Consider the following 16214-nt stretch of genomic DNA (forward strand, 5'->3'; position numbering starts at 1 on the left):
GGTCACGGCGTGCGCGCCCCGTCCTCGTCGTCACAGCCGGCGATCGTCATCCGCATCGGCCAGCCGCCGTCGTGGCGGCGGACCTGGTGTGCGCGCTCGGGGCCGATCGCGCCGCCCAACATGCGCTCGGCCTCGTTGCCGTGATCGGCCAGGGCCCGGAAGTAGCGCTCGAACGGCGACGCCTTGGACAGATCGGCCGGCGGCGCCACCAGCCCGGCCCGCTCCTGGGCCAGCCGGCGCTGCACCGCGGCGGGCTCGCCCGGGATGGCCTTGTCCTGGAGCTCGCGCCCCATCGCGTCGGCCGACAGCGCGTCGGCGCCGGCGGCGTCGCCGGTCGCCTCGATGTACCAGCCGCGCACCCGCGTCGCCCAGTCGGCGCGCAGGCGGACGAACACCGCGTTGGCGGCGATCACGTCCGCGTCCCCCAGGCCCAGGTCCTTGATCACCTCGGGCGACAGCTCCATCGCCCGCGGCGAGCTCACCGGCGGGAGATCGATCGCCACCCGACACTCCTTGGCCCACGCCAGGAGCTCGTCCTTGGTCGGATCGACCGGATCGACGTCGCGCCCGTCCCGGCCGCCGGGCCGCCGGGCCTCGAGGTCGTGGACCCGCTGGCCGAGCGCGGCGATCTGCGCGCTGCGCCCGGTGGCGCGCGACCAGCTGCTCGCGCGTCAAGGTCGCGATCGTCGGATCGTCGGCCACCGCCGCCACCCCCGGCGCGGTCGGGAGCGCCGCCGCGCTGGCCCCGCCGGTGCGCGCGATCGCGGCCGTGCCATCGCCGCCGACCGCGACCTGCTCGCCGGCCCGGACCTCGATCGGCGCGGCCCGACTCGACACCACCCGCACCTTGCCCTCGTACACGGTGACGACCGCGACGGTCGCCACCACCGCGCCGATCGCGCCGCCCATCAACATCGCTCGCCTCGACATGCTCGGAACCTCCACGCGAAAACAGGTGCCGGTGACCTCGACGGTGCCGGCCGGGGTGACCACCGTGAAGCGGCGGCCGGGTTCGACCCGGTAGAAGACCGAGCCGGCTCGCTGCTCGACCCGCGCGCGCGCGGGCGAGGCCAGGAACGAGAGCTGGGCGCCGGGCTCGAGCACCGCCACCGCGCGCGCGCCGATCGCGACCGTGGGCCGGTCGCGCCCGGCGTCGACCGACGCGGCCGCGATCGCCAGCGGCTGGATCGCGCGCGGCCACGCGGTCGCGGTCGCGGCGGCCGCGACGACGGCCAGGGCCAGCGCGCCGATCAGGCGGCGCCAGCGCCTCGGCGCCGACGTCGACGCCGCGACCGGGACGCCGATCACGCGGTCGACGAAGTCATCGGGCGGCGGCGCCGGGGACCACCGCGCGAGCGCGGCGCGCTCGGCGGCGTCGAGCTCGGGGACCTCGTCATCGGGATGCTCAGCCATGGGCCACCTCCGCCAGCGCGCGCCGCAGCGCCTGGCGCGCCCGCGCCAACCGCGAACGTACGGTGCCCAGCTCGATCGCGAGCGCGAGCGCGATCTCCTCGTAGTCGAGGCCGTGCAGCTCGCGCAGGAGAAACGCCGCGCGGTACTCGGGCGGCAGGCCGCCGACCGCACGCTCGATCGCCGCGGCCAGCTCGCGCCGCGGGATCGCCGCCGGCGCAGGATCGATCGCGAGCTCGACGGTGGCGATCGACACCGGCGCGTGGCGGCGCAGCGCGTCGATCGCGCGGCGCGAGGCGATCGTGAGGATCCAGGTCGACAGGCGCGCGGGGCCCGTCGGCGTCCAGGTCGGCAGGTGCTCGAGCACCGCGAGGAACGTGTCCTGGGCCAGATCCTCGACCAGCGACCGCCGGCCCCCGCCCACCATGCGCCCGAGCAGCGCGAACACCGGGGCCTGGTAGACCTCGACGAGCCGCCGCCACGCGGCCGGATCTCGCCGCTGCGCCCGCCGCAGGGTCACGTCGTCGAGCTCGCGCGCCCGGATCGGGGCGACCCCGGCGGACGGGTCGGCGCTGGCGGCAGCCATGGTCACGCCGTGATACTCGGACGACCGCGCCGAAAGTTCCCGGACATCGAGCGGTGCGCGGCGATGCCCGCGCCGGGTGTAGGCGGCCCCACCCGGGGTTCGGACTCCCAGCCGGCCGCGCGCAACCACACGGCCCGGTTGCGTCGCCGCCGGCGGACGACGGCACGGGCGTTGCTACGACCAGGGTCCATGCGCACTTCGACCTTCGCCTTGGCCCTCGCCGCGTCCTCACTGATCGCCTGTACCGTGGGCGACGGCACCACCGGCGACGACGACGTGCTCCCGACCAGCGGTGAGATCAGCGGCGCGATCACCGCCGACCAGGCGTGGTCCGGCACCGTGACCCTGGTGGCCGACGCCACGATCGAGGCCGGCGTCACCGTCACGGTCGCCGCCGGCACGGTGTTCCAGGCCAGGATGGGCACGACGCTGCGCGTGGCGGGCACGCTCCTGGTCGACGGCACCGCCGCGGCGCCGGTGACGATGAACCCGACCGCGGACGCGATGACCTGGGCCGGCGTGGTGGTCGACAGCGGCGGCGCCGCCACGCTCACCTACGCGCAGGGCGCCAACGTCGCCACCCTCCTCTACTGCCACGCGGGCGCCACCGCCTGCGTCCTCGACCACGTCACCTTCACCGACATGAACAAGGCGCTGCAGGCCGAGGCCGACGCGCTGATCGATCATGGGGTCCTGACGCGCGTCGGCAACGGCGGCGTCACGATCATGGCCGGCGACGTCGTCATCCGCGACACCAAGATCTTGACCTCGTCCGGGGACGTCATCGTCCAGAACGGCGGCGCGATGACGCTCGAGTACGCGGAGGTCGGCGAGGCGATGGGCAGCTACGAGCACTGCGATCTCCACATCAACAGCGCCACCGCCCTGCGGATCGTCCACTCGAACATCCGCGCCGCGGTCTACGGGATGATGATCGGCGGCACCGACGGCGCCGTCATCCAGTTCAACAACTTCGTCGAGAACGACCCGGCCAAGGACATCTCCGAGGTCGGCACCAACACCGCCGTCGACCTGCGCTTCAACTACTGGGGCAACGGCGCGCCGGTCGGGCTGGGCGGCGCGTACGACGTGTCGTCGCCGGCGGCCGCGGTCATCGCCGACGCCGGCCCCCGGCCGTGACCCGCTGACGGCGACGCCCCGCGGCGACCGCGCGCGTCACGGATCGAGCGGGACGATCTCCTCGAGGATCGCCGGGGCGGTGGGGTCGGTGGTGGTCAGCAGGTACAGGCCGATCAGCTCGCGCGAACGCTCGAACGCGACCCAGGCCTTGGTCCCCTCCGGGATGCCCTGGCGGGAGAACACGCGGTCGCGCGCGCTCGACGTCGCCGGGCCGGTGCGGCCCCTGCGCTCGAGCAACTGGTTCCACCGCGCGCTCGCGCGGTCGGCGTCGGGCCAGCGCTCGAACCGCTGCAGCCGGACCACGTGCCCGTCGCGGTAGTGGGCGACGACCCACGCGTCGCCGGTCGCGAGGCCCGGGCTGCCGCACTGCGGAAAGATCTCCCGTGCGGGCTCGCCGGTCGCGTCGGCGTCGCGCTGACGACAGAAGTCGTAGGCCCGCACCGCGGACGCGGTCTGGCTCGGCGTCAGTCCCAGGCGCACGTCGAGGGGGCCCTGCGCCCGCTGCGCGGCGCAGCCACTGGCGACCATCGCCACCACCAGTGAAACCGGGCTGACCCGCACCAGGCCATGATATAGCGCCGCCATGCTGGCCCGTACTGTACCCTCACGTTCGCTCTGGATCTGCGGGCTGATCGCGTGTTCCGCGCTGGCGGCCTGTGACGACGCGGCCATCGGCCCGCCGCGCACCGCCCCGCCGGCCCCGCCCGCGGCCGGCAACGATCCGGCGTTCGCCGTCGGGGACGTCGCCCTGTGGAACCTGGTCGGCGACGCGCTCACGCCCGGCCAGGACACGCTCACGCTCGAGGTCGTGGCCCCGGCCGACACCGACGTCATCGACGTGTGGGTGGCGGGCGGGCCCGGCCAACGGCTGACCGCGGCCGGCGATCATCGCTTCACGGGCGCCGTCTCGATCGCGACCCTCGGCCCGGGCGAGTACGACGTGCTGTTCGCCGCCGACGGCGCGACCACCGCGTTCGCGCGCGCGCCGTTCTTCCGCACCCACCCGATGTACTTCGTCGTCTCGACCGACTGGGACTTTCCTGAGCCCGGCCAGGCGGCGCTCGACGCCCACGACCAGCTGCGCGCCGCGCACCCGGACATCCGGTTCACGCAGTTCGTCGGCCCGTACACGTACACCGACACGGTCGTCACCGAGGCCCGCAAGGCCGAGATCACGACCTGGCTCACCACCCGACGCGACCAGTACGACGACGAGATCGCGCTGCACATCCACCCGTGGTGCCACTTCGTCGCCGCCGCCGGCATCCCGTGCATCACCGACCAGTCCACGGTCTACCAGACCGACGCCAGCGGCTACACCATCAAGGTCTCGGCCTACGGCCAGGACGACTTCGAGACCCTCCTGGCCACGGCCGACGAGATCTTCATGGATCACGGCCTCGGCAAGCCGGTGACGTTCCGGGCCGGCGGCTGGACGGCCTCGGTCGACACGCTCAAGGCGCTGGCGGCGCAGGGCTACGTGGCCGACACCAGCGCGCTCAACTGGGCACGACTCGAGGAGTGGAATCGCCCCCCCGGCTCGGAGCTCTACAACTGGAACATGGCGACCTGGTCGACGATCGGCGACACCAGCCAGCCGTACCACCCGAACGTCGACGACAAGCAGTCGCCGGCGGCGCCCCACGTGCCGATCCTCGAGGTGCCCGACAACGCCATCATGGTCGACTACGTCTCTACCCTGGAGATGATCGAGATCTTCGGCGCGAACTGGCCGGGACCGGCGCTGACCGCCCCCAAGGTCTACATGATGGGCTTTCACCCTTCGTCGAGCTGGACCAGCGAAGAATTCAATCGCGTGGATGGCATCCTCGACCACGCCGACCTGTACCGCGCCAGCGAGCACGCCGGCCCGGTGGTGTACGCGGTCCTACGTGATCTCCCGACGGTGTGGCCCGCGCCGTAGCCGCGCGCGAGCGGTCGGTCCGCACGCGGCCGCGCTCGCCTGACTCGACGACCCCCACCGCGGCGGGGTGATCGCGGCGGCGAACCGCGCTAATCGTCGGCAGTGCGTATTCAGCATTCCGACCGCCGCCCCACGGATCCCTCTGGAAAAAAGCCCAGTTGGACTAGGCGCATTCCAGATTCCGTGCCAATCATGGCACTACTCCACTACAGGTGTGTATTCCATGACTGAAATCGAAGCTCGCATCAACGACCTCGTCAGCACCTTCGTAAACGAGATCACCCGGCTCGCGCGGACCGCGGCCCTCGACACGCTCAACCGCGCGCTGGCCGGCGCGACCGGCACCGTCGTGCGCGACATCCGCGTCAGCAAGCCGGCCAAGGCCACGGCGCCAGCCGCGACCGCGACCGCGACCGCGAGCGCGGCCAAGCGCGGCAAGGGCGAGAAGCGCCCGAAGTCCGAGATCGCCAAGGTCCAGGAGCAGGTGCACGCGCACATCCGCTCGAACCCGGGCCAGCGCATCGAGCAGATCAACAAGGTGCTCGGCACCCGGACGCCGGATCTGGCGCTGCCGCTGAAGAAGCTGATCGCCAGCGGCGCCGTGACCACCAAGGGCGCGCGCCGGGCCACGACCTACTTCCCGGGCGACGGCGCGGCCAAGGCCGCCAAGGGCGCGGCCAAGGGCGGCACCAAGAAGCGCCGCGGCAAGAGCAAGTAGCCCGCTCGGGCGCCGCGGCGCGCCGCCGACACCTGCTAGATTGAGCCGGGCCCCGATGCCTGGCATCGCGGGCACCGCGTCTCCAGGAGTGGCACGTGCCCGCTGATACCATCGTCCATCGTCTGTTGTCCCAGCGCGCCCGCCGACCGTCGGCGCCGGCGTACTTCGTCAAGCAGGGCGGCGTCTGGCGCCCCACCTCGTGGCGCGACTACGTCGTCGAGATCCGCACGGCGGCGCGGGCGCTCATGGCGCTCGGCTTCCCGGTCGGCGGCAAGGTCGCGATCCTCGGGTTCAACCGCCCGGAGTGGGTGATCTTCGATCACGCCGCGATGATGGCGGGCGGCGCCGCCGCCGGCATCTACACGACGTGCTCGTCGGAGGAGGTCGCGTACATCGTCGATCACTCCGAGGCCCACACGGTGCTCGTCGAGGATCTCGGCCAGTGGCAGAAGATCGCCACCGAGCGCAGCCAGCTGCCGCGGCTGCGCCAGGTCGTGACCATGCGCGACTGCCCGCCGATCGACGATCCGCTGGTGATGTCGTGGACGGCGTTCTGCGAGCGCGCGGCCGCGATCACCGAGGCCGAGCTCGACGCGCGCATCGACGGCATCGAGCAGGCCGCGCTGGCGACGCTGATCTACACCTCGGGCACGACCGGCCCGCCCAAGGGCGTGATGCTGTCCCACGACAACCTGGCGTGGACCGCGCAGGCGCTGATCGACGTGGGCGGATCCCGCGACGGCGACTGCGCGCTGTCGTACCTGCCGCTGTCGCACATCGCCGAGCAGATGTCGACGATCCTCGGGCCGGCGACCTCGGGCGCGACCGTCTACTTCGCCGAGTCGATCGACAAGGTCCCCGACAACCTGCGCGAGGTCCAGCCGACCGTCGTGTTCGGCGTCCCGCGGATCTGGGAGAAGTTCCACGCGGGCGTCACCGCCAAGCTGGCGACCGCGACCGGCGTCAAGGCGCGCCTGATGACCTGGACCCAGGACGTGTGCCGGCGGGTCAGCGCCCTGCGCAACGTCGGCAAGGAGCCCGGCGGCGCCCTGGCGCTCCAGTACCGGCTGGTCGACCGGCTGGTGCTGTCGAAGCTCAAGCCGGCGCTGGGGCTGGGGCGCGCGCGCCTGTGCGTGACCGGCGCGGCGCCGCTCGCGCCCGACGTGATCGACTTCTTCGCGTCGATCGATCTGCCGCTCTACGAGATCTACGGCCAGTCCGAGGACTGCGGCCCGACGTCGTTCAACCTGCCCGGCCGCACCAAGTTCGGCACCGTCGGCCAGCCGCTGCCCGGCGTCGAGGTCAAGCTCGCCGACGACGGCGAGATCCTCGTGCGCGGGCGCAACGTGTTCCTCGGCTACTACAAGGAGCCCGAGGCCACGCGCGACGCCAAGGACGGCGACTGGCTGCGGTCGGGCGATCTGGGCGCGTTCGACGCCGACGGGTTCCTGACGATCACCGGGCGCAAGAAGGAGATCCTGATCACCGCCGGCGGCAAGAACATCTCGCCGAAGAACATCGAGGCCGCGCTCAAGGAGTCACCGCTCATCGCCGAGGCGGTGGTCATCGGCGATCGCCGCAAGTTCCTGTCGGTGCTGGTCACCGTCGACGACGCCGCGGTCGCCGCCGCGCTCGGCGCCGACCCTGGGCCGCGCAACCAGCGCGCGGCGCTGCGCGACGCGATCCAGCGCCAGGTCGACGCCGTCAACGAGCGGCTCGCGCGGGTCGAGCAGGTGAAGAAGTTCACGATCCTCGAGCGCCCGTTCGCGATCGAGACCGGCGAGTTGACGCCGACGTTGAAGATCAAGCGCAAGATCGTGAACCAGAACTTCGCGACCGAGATCGAGGCGATGTACCACGAGTAATCCCCCGACCGGGATGTACCGGGCGCCGACCGCGACGCGCCGTCGGGCGCGCGGCCGTTCGTCGACGACGCGTTCCTGGGGCCGGCGTCGTTCCGCGCGACCTTCCGGTACCTCGACACGCCGCGCCCAGGGCGCCGTGAGCGCCGATCGACGCCCCGCCCGACGCCGACACGTTCACGCGCCGTCGCGCCCCGGGCGGCGAGGTGACGTTTCCCGACCAGCCCATTGCCGCCGCGCCCGGTCAGTGCGCCGACACAGGCTCGCGGTGGCGTGGCCTCCGGACGTGACGGTCCGGCGACCGTGTCTCAACCAGTCAGGCACACGGCGCCGCAACCTGGTGTGGGCGCTGCGACCACCCGTTCGGCCCGCCAACCCCAACGATACCCGACCAGAATTTCCAGGAGTACGCTCCATTACGGTACATTCAAGAACCGATGCTAGCCCGGCGCGTGATCGCGCTCTCGGTGGACAAGGCCTTTGGCAAGGTCGTCGCGACGGCCCTCCGCGCCGCCGGCGGGGTCGTCGAGCTGCACACGTCGCTCGAGGCGCTCGGCGCGGGCGACATCCAGGCCGCCCTGATCGTCGTGCACCTCGACGGCGCGCTGATGTCGTGCGTCGAGGATCTGGCGCTGCGCATGCGCGACGACGCCCGCCTGATCGCGATCCTGCCGGCGCACGCCCTGGCGCCCGCGGTCGACGCGATGAAGCTGTCGGACAAGGTCTCGGGCGTGCTCGTCCAGAGCGAGATGCGGCCCGGCGATCTGGCGGCGATGGCCACGCGGATCCTGGCGGGGGACATCTTCGGGCTCGAGAAGCTGGTGCCGTGGGGCACGCGGGTCTACTCGACCCTGGTCGGCGACTACCAGGAGAAGTCGCTGTGCATCGCCCAGCTGATGGAGTTCGCCGAGCTGATGGGCGTGCGGCGCAAGTACCGCGACAACATCGAGCGCTGCCTCGACGAGATGTTGATGAACGCGCTCTACGACGCGCCGGTCGACGAGCACGGCAAGCCCGTGTTCGCGGACATCCCGACCAAGAGCCGGATCGGGCTGCGCATGGAGCAGAAGGTGGTCGTGCAGTACGCCTGCGACGGCCGCTCGTTCGCGATGTCGGTGCGCGACAGCTTCGGCGCGCTCGAGCGCGGCACGATCCTCCGCTACCTCCACAAGTGCCTCCACTCCGAGCAGCAGATCGATCGCAAGACCGGCGGCGCCGGGCTCGGCCTGTACTTCATCGCGTCGAGCGCGAGCCGGTTCCTGGTCAACGTGCTGCCCGGGGTCGCGACCGAGTGCGTCGTCACCCACGACCTCGAGGCGCCCAAGGTCGAGCTCGAGGCGTTCGGCTACTTCGTCGAGAAGATCGACGCCGCCGGGCGGCTGGCGGCGGGCCCGTCGCGGCTCCTGCCCCAGGGCACGAGCCACCCGGTCGAGCGCCGCGCCAGCGCGCCCCGGGCGCCGCGCGGCGTGATCGCGGGGCTGTCGGCGGCGATCGTGTTGCTGGTCGCCCTGATCGCCCTGGTCGCGTACCCGCGGTTCGCGCGGCCGGCCACGACCTCGGTGCGGATCTCGGTCGATCCGGCCGGCGCCACCGTCGAGCTCGACGGTCGGGTCCGCGGCGTCGCCACCGCCGGCGGCCTGGTCGTCACCGGCCTCGAGGTCGGCCGCGCGTACCGGGTCGCCGCGCACAAGGACGGCCACAGCCCGGCCGAGACCGTGTTCCAGCCGGCCGACGGGCCCCCGACCAGCCTCGACCTGCACCTGGTCGCGCGCACCGCCTCGATCGAGATCGACTCCGATCCGCGCGGCGCGACGATCCTGGTCGGCGGGCGCGAGCTCGGCGTGACGCCGACGACGATCACCTCGCTGCCGCCGGGTAGCGACGCCCAGCTGGTCGTGACCCACACCGGCTACGCGCCGGTCGAGCGCACCATCCGGGTGCCGGCGGCGGGGGCCGAGGGCCACCTGACCCTGGCGCTGGCGATCGATCCCAGCTTCGCGTCGCTGGCGGTCACGTCGACGCCGCCGGGCGCCGACATCTACCTCGACGGCCAGCGCCAGGCCGGCCAGGTGACCCCGGTGCGCGAACTCCTCGTCGAGGCCGGGCGCGCGCACCAGATCTCGCTGCGCCTGCCCAAGCACGCGCCGATCACGGTCACGGTCACGCCGCCGGCCGGCGCCCGCGCGGTGCCGGTCACCGCGGCGCTGGTGCCGGGCGCGGCGATCGCGCTGACGGCCAACGTCGAGGCCCGGGGCACGGTCGTCGGCGCCCCTGGCTGCGCGAAGAAGGCGCTGCCGTTCGACTGCCCGGTCGCGGCCGGCCGGTACCAGGTCGACGTCGAGGCGATCCGGCCAGGGGGCACGGTCCGGCGGACGGCGGTCGTGGGCGATGACACCGTCGCCATCGACGTCCAGTTCGGCACCGTCGAGGCGCCCGCGGGCGGCGCGCTGCTGATCGGCGGCCGCAAGGTCAACCGGGCCGCCCTCGAGGAGGGCCGCCGCACGCTCAAGGTGATCGACGCCGACGGCACCGAGCGCAACATCGACGTGAAGGTCACGGCCGGCAAGAGCACGACGATCCCGTAGCGGCGGCCCCGTCGGCCCGCGCGCGATCGATCCCGGCGCCGGTTCCGGGATATGATCGGCGCGATGTCCCGGCTCGCGCTCGCCCTGATCGCCGCATCGGCGTCGGTCGCGGCCGCGGCCCCGACCGAGACCTCGACCGCGCCCTACCCGGGCGTCACCCACGTGCGCTGGAGCGACGTCGCGGTCCAGCAGCGCGCCCACTTCGTGCTGGTCGACCTGTCGTTCGCGTCCCTGACCTTGCGCGCCACCGACGAGGTCGATCGCGGCAAGACCGCCAGCCAGATCGCCGCGGTCCACGGGGCCCAGCTCGCGATCAACGGCGACCTGTTCGCGCCGGCCGGCTACGTCCCCGACGGGCTGGCGGTCGGCGCCAGCGGCGCGTGGACCTCGGCGCACGACGACGATCGCGAGGCGGTGCTGCGGTTCGGCAAGACCGTGGCCGGCACCGACGCGCTGATCGTCGTCCCGGAGTCGGTGGTGGCGCCGGCCGATCTGCCCGAGTTCGTGACCGGCGCGCTCGGCGGCCGGCCGATGCTGGTGCGCGCCGGCCAGATCCCGACCAGCTTCGACTGCGGCGATCCCGACACGATCGCCTGCCAGCGCGCGCCGCGCACCGCGATCGGGCTCAGCGCCGATCGGCGCACGATGATCATCGCGGTGGTCGACGGCTGGCAGGCCGGGGCCCTGGGCCAGACCGCCGCCGAGCTGGCGGCGCTGATGGTGGCGCGCGGGGCCCGCGACGCGATCCTCGTCGACGGCGGCAGCTCGTCGACGCTGTTCATCGCCAGCGAGGGCGGGGTCGTGTCGAGCCCGTCGGACGGCAGCGAGCGCGCGGTCGCCAACCACCTCACGATCAAGGTCGGGCCGCCCCAGGCCCGGACGCTGTTCGGCGTGGTGCGCGAGGGCAACATCATCACCGGCCCCGACCTCGGCGGCGTCCGGGTCACGCTCGACGACGGCCGCGCCGTCACGACCGCCGCCGTCGACAGCTCGTACACGTTCGACAACGTCCCGATCCGCTACGTGTGCGTCGACGCGACCAAGATCGGGTACGACCCGGTCCACCAGTGCAAGCAGATGGATCCCGCCAACGCGATGACGTTCAACTCGATCGCGATGCTGCCGGCCGGCACCGGCCCCGACGCCGGGGTCGACGCCGCCATCGACGCGCCGGCCGCGCTCGACGCCGCGCCGGGCGCGGACGGCGGCGGCGGTGACGGCGCCGGCCCCGACGCCGGCCCTGGCGACGGCGCCACCGGCGGCTGCTGCCGCACCAGCGGCGGCGGCGGCGACGGCGCGCCGGTGGCGACGGCCGCGGCGTTCGTGGTATTCGCTTGGCGCCGGTCGCGCCGCCGGACGCGATGAGGACCCTCGCCCACACGAACGTCTACACCGACGCTGGCGGCCAGCTGATCGAACGCCAGTTCCGGCTGGTCGTGCTGGCCGGGCCCGACGTGGGGCTGCGCCGGCCGATCGAGACCGGCACGACGATGATCGGCACCCACGTCGACAACGACGTGGTCCTGTCCGACGCGACGGTGTCGCGCTACCACCTCGAGCTGCAGGTGCGCCGCGACGGCCTCGCGATCAAGGACCTCGACTCGACCAACGGGACCCGGCACGAGGGCGCGCGCGTCGGCGCGATCACCCTGACCGGCCCGGCCCGGCTCCGGCTCGGCAAGCACACCGAGCTGGCGATCGAGACCGACGACGCCCCGGCGCCGCTCGGCGAGTGGAGCGGCGATCGGTTCGGCGGCGTCATCGGCAGCTCGCCGCCGATGCGCAAGCTGTTCGCGCTGCTGGCCCGGGTCGCGCCGACCGACGCCACCGTGCTGCTCGAGGGCGAGACCGGCACCGGCAAGGAGGCCATCGCCGAGGCGTTGCACCAGGCCAGCGCGCGCGCGACCGGGCCGTTCATCGTCGTCGACTGCGCGTCGATCCCGCGCGAGCTGATCGCGTCGGAGCTGTTCGGCCACGCCAAGGGCAGCTACACCGGCGCGATCAGCGACAAGCGCGGCCTGATCGAGGCGGCCCACGGCGGGACGCTGTTCCTCGACGAGATCGGCGAGCTGCCGCTCGATCTGCAGCCGCAGCTCCTGCGCGCGCTCGAGAAGCGCGAGGTCCGGCGGGTCGGCGAGACCAAGCCGATCGCGGTCGACATCCGCGTGCTCGCGGCCACCCACCGCGACCTGCGCACGATGGTCAAGGCCGGCGCCTTCCGCGAGGACCTGTTCTACCGCCTGGCGGTGGTGCGGTGCGACGTGCCGCCGCTGCGGGCGCGCCCGGGCGATCTGCCGACGCTGGCGCGCTACTTCGCCGAGTCGTTCGGACGCTCGCCGTGGGAGCTGTCGCCGACGCTGCTCGCCGATCTGGCCCGCCACGACTGGCCCGGCAACGTCCGTGAGCTGCGCAACGTGGTCGAGCGCGCGCTGTCGCTGGGGACGCTCGCGGTCGACGACGATCTGCCGGCGGCGCCGCCGGTCGCCGCCGGGACCGCCGCGGCGAGCGCCAGCCACGACGGCATCCTCGAGCTGCCGTTCAAGGAGGCCAAGGCCGCGCTGGTCGAGGGCTTCGAGCGCGACTACCTGGTGCACCTGCTCGCGCGCCACCGCGGCAACATCTCCCGCGCCGCGCACGAGGCCGGCATCGATCGCAACTACATCCACCGGCTGGTCAAGAAGTACGGGCTCGACGTGGAGCGCGGCTAGTGCTCCGGCCCGCTCGCCGGATCCCGAACGGCGTGACGGGGCGCGCGGCCGCGCTCGTCGCCGCCGCGCTCGCGCTGACCGCCTGCAGGCGCACGCGCACCCCGCCGCCGCCGCCGACGACCCAGGGCCTGATCGACTGCACCGCGGCGCTGACGCGCGCGCCGGCGGCGCCGCCGCAGGAGCGCACCGGGCTGATCGTGCGCGGCTGCGCGGTCTGCGGGACCAGCTTCGAGCCGCTGATCCCGGCCGCCAACGGCCACCCCGACCTGGCCGCGGTCCACGAGGTCCTGACCGCGTGTCAGCTCGGCTGCAGCAAGCGCGCGATGGGCCGGTTCCGCGGGCTGCTCGGCGACGTCACCCCCGGGCCCGGCGTGACCCGGCCATGGAAGGCGCTGGCGGAGGACTGTCCGACCGCCATGCGCACCGGGCCGACCACCGAGCGCTTCGCGGGACCGGTGTGGCTGGCGCTGGTGACGATCGGCGCGCGGATCGCCGGCGCCGAGGCCGCGTTGCCGCCGAGCGCCTGGACCGCGCTGAGCCAGGCCCGCGCCGGTGTCGTGATCCCGCTGCCGCCGTGGACCGTCGTCGGCAACGGCCTGGTCGTCCCGCCCGGCGCCGCGGCCCCTGGCATGCCGTGGCGGCACGTGACCGTCACCGACCAGGCGCTCCTGGTCGGTCGCCTGCCGATCGCCCGCCTCGGCGCCGACGGCCTCGTGGTCGATGCGCCGGGCGCGCCCTACCCCGGCACCCCGACCACCGGCGACCTCAGCCCGGCGCTGGCCGCGCTGGGTCCGGCGCCGACCGGGCCCGACCGGCTCGACGACGTCGTCGTGATCGCGCCGACCGCGGCGCCGGCCGCGCGGGCCCTGGCCGCGGTGCGCGCGCTGGGCGCGACGCCGGCGCGGTTCGCGGTCGCGGTCCCCGACGAGGTGTCGCTGTGGCGCGGCTCGATCGCGGCCCACCGGCTGCGCCTGGCGCCGATCGCTGGCGCCCGGATCCGGCTCGATCTGGCGGCGGCACGCATCGCCGTGGTGACCGGCGCGGGCGCCGTGGTGGCGTCGGCGCCGTGGCCGGACGGCGCGACGCTGCGGGCCCGGGTCCAGGCCGCCGTCGCGTTCGCGGGCGCCGCCGCGATCGAGCTGGTCGAGACCGCGCCCGACGACCTCGAGGTCGCCGGCCTGGTCGAGCTGTGCGACGACCTCGCCGCCGCCGGGGCCCCCAGCCTGGCCTTGGCGCCGGACGGCGCCACCGCCACCGGCGCCGAGTTGCCCCAGTTCGACCCGGCGGCCCTGGCCGCGGCCCTGGCGAAGGCGGCTCAGCCTTGACCGCCGACGCGCTTGCCTCAATTCTTGCGGCATGAGCAGCGCGCCGGTCGATCTCGTCATCCTCGGTGGCGGCATCACGGGCGCCGGCATCGCCCGCGACGCCGCGCTGCGCGGCATGTCCGTGGCGCTGTTCGAGAAGAACGACTTCGGCTCGGGCACCTCGTCGAAGTCGTCCAAGCTCATCCACGGCGGGCTGCGCTACCTCGAGCACGGCGAGATCGGCCTGGTCTTCGAGAGCGTCAGCGAGCGCCGGGTCCAGACCCGGGTCGCGCCGCACCTGGTGCGGCCGCTGCCGTTCCTGGTGCCGATCTACAAGGACACCAAGCCCGGGCTCGAGGTCATGAACCTGGGCCTGTGGATCTACGACTCGCTGGCGCTGTTCCGGGCGCCGCGCATGCACAAGACCATCCGCGGCGCCAAGGCCGCGACCACGGTCGAGCCGTGCCTGCGCACCGACGGCCTGCGCGGCGTGATCGAGTACTACGACTGCGCCACCGACGACGCCCGGCTGGTGCTCGAGAACATCCTCGACGCCGAGGCGCTGGGCGCCGACTGCCGCAACTACACCGAGGTGTTCGAGCTCGAGCGCGACGGCGCCGGCCGGGTCGTCGCGGTGCGCGTCCGCGATCTGCTGACCGGCGCCGAGGACCGGATCGCGTGCCGGGCGGTGGTGATCGCGGCTGGGGCCTGGACCGACGAGGTCGTGCGTCGGTTCGAGATCCCGATGGGCCGCGAGCTCCTGCGCCGGACCAAGGGCGTCCACGCGGTGCTCCCGCACGAGCGCCTGCCGCTGGCGCGCGCGATCACGATGATCTCGCCGGTCGACGGGCGCGTGTTCTTCGCGATCCCGTGGCGCGAGCGCACGGTCATCGGCACCACCGACACCGACTTCACCGGCTCCGCCGACGCGGTCTACGCCGACGCCGACGACGTGCGCTACCTGTGCGCGAGCGCCAACGGCTACTTCCCCAACGCCGAGGTCCGCCCCGAGGACGTGATCGCGACCTGGGCCGGGCTGCGCCCGCTGATCCGGGCCGAGGACGGTGGCGCCGAGTCCGACGTGTCGCGCGAGCACGAGATCTTCGTGCGCGACGACGGCCTCGTGATCATCGCCGGCGGCAAGCTCACGACCTACCGGCGCATGGCGATCCAGGGCGTGCGCACGGCGGTCAAGTGGCTGCGCGACCACGACGACACCTTCGAGGCCGCCGGGCGGGAGCGCTCGGCCACCAAGCACCGCCCGCTGCCCGGCGCCGTCGGGCTCGACAGCGCCGACCTCGAGGGCGTGGCCGCGATCGGCCGTGGGCTGATCGCCGAGCACGGCATCGACGGCGAGGTCGCGGCCCACCTGTGCGGGGTCTACGGCGCCCGGGCCCCCGCGCTGGCCGCCCTGATCGCCGCCGATCGCCAGCTCGGCGAGCGCATGAACGCCGACCTGCCGTACGTCTGGGCCGAGGTCGAGTTCGCGGTCGCCAGCGATCGCGCCCGGACCGTCGACGACGTGCTGTCGCGCCGGGCGCCGCTGCTGCTGGTCGGCCGCGATCAAGGCCTCGACGTGTGCGCGGCCGTGGCCGATCGCATGGCCGCGCGCCTGGGCTGGTCGGCCGACGAGCGCGCCCGCCAGATCGCGAGCTACCAGCAGGTCGTCGCCGACAGCCGGCGCTTCCGGACGGCGTAGCCAGGCAGCCCGGACCGGAGGGGGAGCCGGAGCCGGGGCGGGTGCCGGATCCGGATCGGGATCCGGGATCGGGATCCGGATCGGGATCGGGATCCGGATCGGGATCCGGATCGGGATCCGGATCGGGATCCGGATCAGGATCCGGATCAGGATCGGATCCGATCGGATCCGGATCCGGATCAGGATCAGGATCAGGATCAGGATCCGGATCGATCAGGATCAGGATCCAGGATCGGGATCAGGATCAGGATCAGATCAGGATCGGATCAGGATCGGAT

The 16214-nt window shown here is 73.5% G+C and carries 12 protein-coding genes and 1 pseudogene; 9 read left to right on the forward strand and 4 right to left on the reverse strand.

The features are described 5' to 3' along the window. Positions 1-2: 2 nt before the first annotated feature. The 3 genes and pseudogenes from IPL61_02690 to IPL61_02700 form a co-directional block, all read right to left on the reverse strand. Positions 3-503, reverse strand: coding sequence for a hypothetical protein (locus IPL61_02690; GenBank protein ID MBK9030242.1), 501 nt, complete (start codon positions 501-503; stop codon positions 3-5). Between the two features lie 340 nt (positions 504-843). Further along, positions 844-1413 (reverse strand): annotated as a pseudogene (locus IPL61_02695) (FecR domain-containing protein). Further along, positions 1406-1996: an RNA polymerase sigma factor gene (locus IPL61_02700; protein ID MBK9030243.1), complete on the reverse strand. Its 591-nt coding sequence runs from the start codon at positions 1994-1996 to the stop codon at positions 1406-1408. The pseudogene IPL61_02695 and the gene IPL61_02700 overlap by 8 nt, the downstream one beginning before the upstream one ends. Before the next feature lie 189 nt (positions 1997-2185). Here IPL61_02700 and IPL61_02705 point away from each other — a divergent pair, with 189 nt between their 5' ends. Next, complete coding sequence (locus IPL61_02705) at positions 2186-3136, forward strand: hypothetical protein (protein ID MBK9030244.1); 951 nt, start codon at positions 2186-2188, stop codon at positions 3134-3136. Between the two features lie 36 nt (positions 3137-3172). Here the strand turns inward: IPL61_02705 and IPL61_02710 are convergent, their stop codons facing one another. Then, positions 3173-3721 (reverse strand): hypothetical protein, encoded by a 549-nt coding sequence (locus IPL61_02710; GenBank protein MBK9030245.1) that lies wholly within the window; start codon positions 3719-3721, stop codon positions 3173-3175. On the opposite strand from IPL61_02710, the gene IPL61_02715 reads away from it, so the two are divergent. The 8 genes from IPL61_02715 (at position 3720) to IPL61_02750 (ending at position 15936) form a co-directional block, all read left to right on the forward strand. Further along, positions 3720-5060 (forward strand): hypothetical protein, encoded by a 1341-nt coding sequence (locus IPL61_02715; GenBank protein ID MBK9030246.1) that lies wholly within the window; start codon positions 3720-3722, stop codon positions 5058-5060. The genes IPL61_02710 and IPL61_02715 overlap by 2 nt on opposite strands. Positions 5061-5283: 223 nt before the next feature. Then, positions 5284-5778 carry a DNA-binding protein gene (locus tag IPL61_02720; protein ID MBK9030247.1) on the forward strand — a complete coding sequence of 165 codons (495 nt, stop codon included), beginning with the start codon at positions 5284-5286 and terminating at the stop codon, positions 5776-5778. Positions 5779-5873: 95 nt separating this feature from the next. After that, complete coding sequence (locus IPL61_02725; protein MBK9030248.1) at positions 5874-7643, forward strand: long-chain fatty acid--CoA ligase; 1770 nt, start codon at positions 5874-5876, stop codon at positions 7641-7643. A gap of 434 nt (positions 7644-8077) precedes the next feature. After that, positions 8078-10225 (forward strand): PEGA domain-containing protein, encoded by a 2148-nt coding sequence (locus IPL61_02730; protein MBK9030249.1) that lies wholly within the window; start codon positions 8078-8080, stop codon positions 10223-10225. A gap of 63 nt (positions 10226-10288) precedes the next feature. Then, entirely contained in the window at positions 10289-11590 is a 1302-nt protein-coding gene (locus tag IPL61_02735; GenBank protein ID MBK9030250.1) for a phosphodiester glycosidase family protein, read from the forward strand. Next, the gene (locus IPL61_02740) at positions 11587-12933 is read left to right on the forward strand and encodes a sigma 54-dependent Fis family transcriptional regulator (GenBank protein ID MBK9030251.1); all 1347 of its coding nucleotides are present in this window, start codon (positions 11587-11589) and stop codon (positions 12931-12933) included. Before IPL61_02735 ends, IPL61_02740 begins: the two co-directional genes overlap by 4 nt. A 32-nt stretch (positions 12934-12965) precedes the next feature. Continuing rightward, entirely contained in the window at positions 12966-14258 is a 1293-nt protein-coding gene (locus IPL61_02745; protein ID MBK9030252.1) for a hypothetical protein, read from the forward strand. A 31-nt stretch (positions 14259-14289) separates the two neighbouring features. After that, positions 14290-15936: a glycerol-3-phosphate dehydrogenase/oxidase gene (locus tag IPL61_02750; GenBank protein ID MBK9030253.1), complete on the forward strand. Its 1647-nt coding sequence runs from the start codon at positions 14290-14292 to the stop codon at positions 15934-15936. Positions 15937-16214: the final 278 nt, after the last annotated feature.

The organism is Myxococcales bacterium, from assembly GCA_016717005.1.
Lineage (GTDB): Bacteria > Myxococcota_A > Polyangia > Haliangiales > Haliangiaceae > UBA2376.

Bases quoted from the DNA above. Each gene is read 5' to 3' on its own strand.
- IPL61_02700 (MBK9030243.1), bottom strand. From the start codon at position 1,996: ATGGCTGCCGCCAGCGCCGACCCGTCCGCCGGGGTCGCCCCGATCCGG.
- IPL61_02705 (MBK9030244.1), top strand. From the start codon at position 2,186: ATGCGCACTTCGACCTTCGCCTTGGCCCTCGCCGCGTCCTCACTGATC.
- IPL61_02715 (MBK9030246.1), top strand. From the start codon at position 3,720: ATGCTGGCCCGTACTGTACCCTCACGTTCGCTCTGGATCTGCGGGCTG.
- IPL61_02710 (MBK9030245.1), bottom strand. From the start codon at position 3,721: ATGGCGGCGCTATATCATGGCCTGGTGCGGGTCAGCCCGGTTTCACTG.
- IPL61_02720 (MBK9030247.1), top strand. From the start codon at position 5,284: ATGACTGAAATCGAAGCTCGCATCAACGACCTCGTCAGCACCTTCGTA.
- IPL61_02730 (MBK9030249.1), top strand. From the start codon at position 8,078: ATGCTAGCCCGGCGCGTGATCGCGCTCTCGGTGGACAAGGCCTTTGGC.
- IPL61_02735 (MBK9030250.1), top strand. From the start codon at position 10,289: ATGTCCCGGCTCGCGCTCGCCCTGATCGCCGCATCGGCGTCGGTCGCG.
- IPL61_02740 (MBK9030251.1), top strand. From the start codon at position 11,587: ATGAGGACCCTCGCCCACACGAACGTCTACACCGACGCTGGCGGCCAG.
- IPL61_02750 (MBK9030253.1), top strand. From the start codon at position 14,290: ATGAGCAGCGCGCCGGTCGATCTCGTCATCCTCGGTGGCGGCATCACG.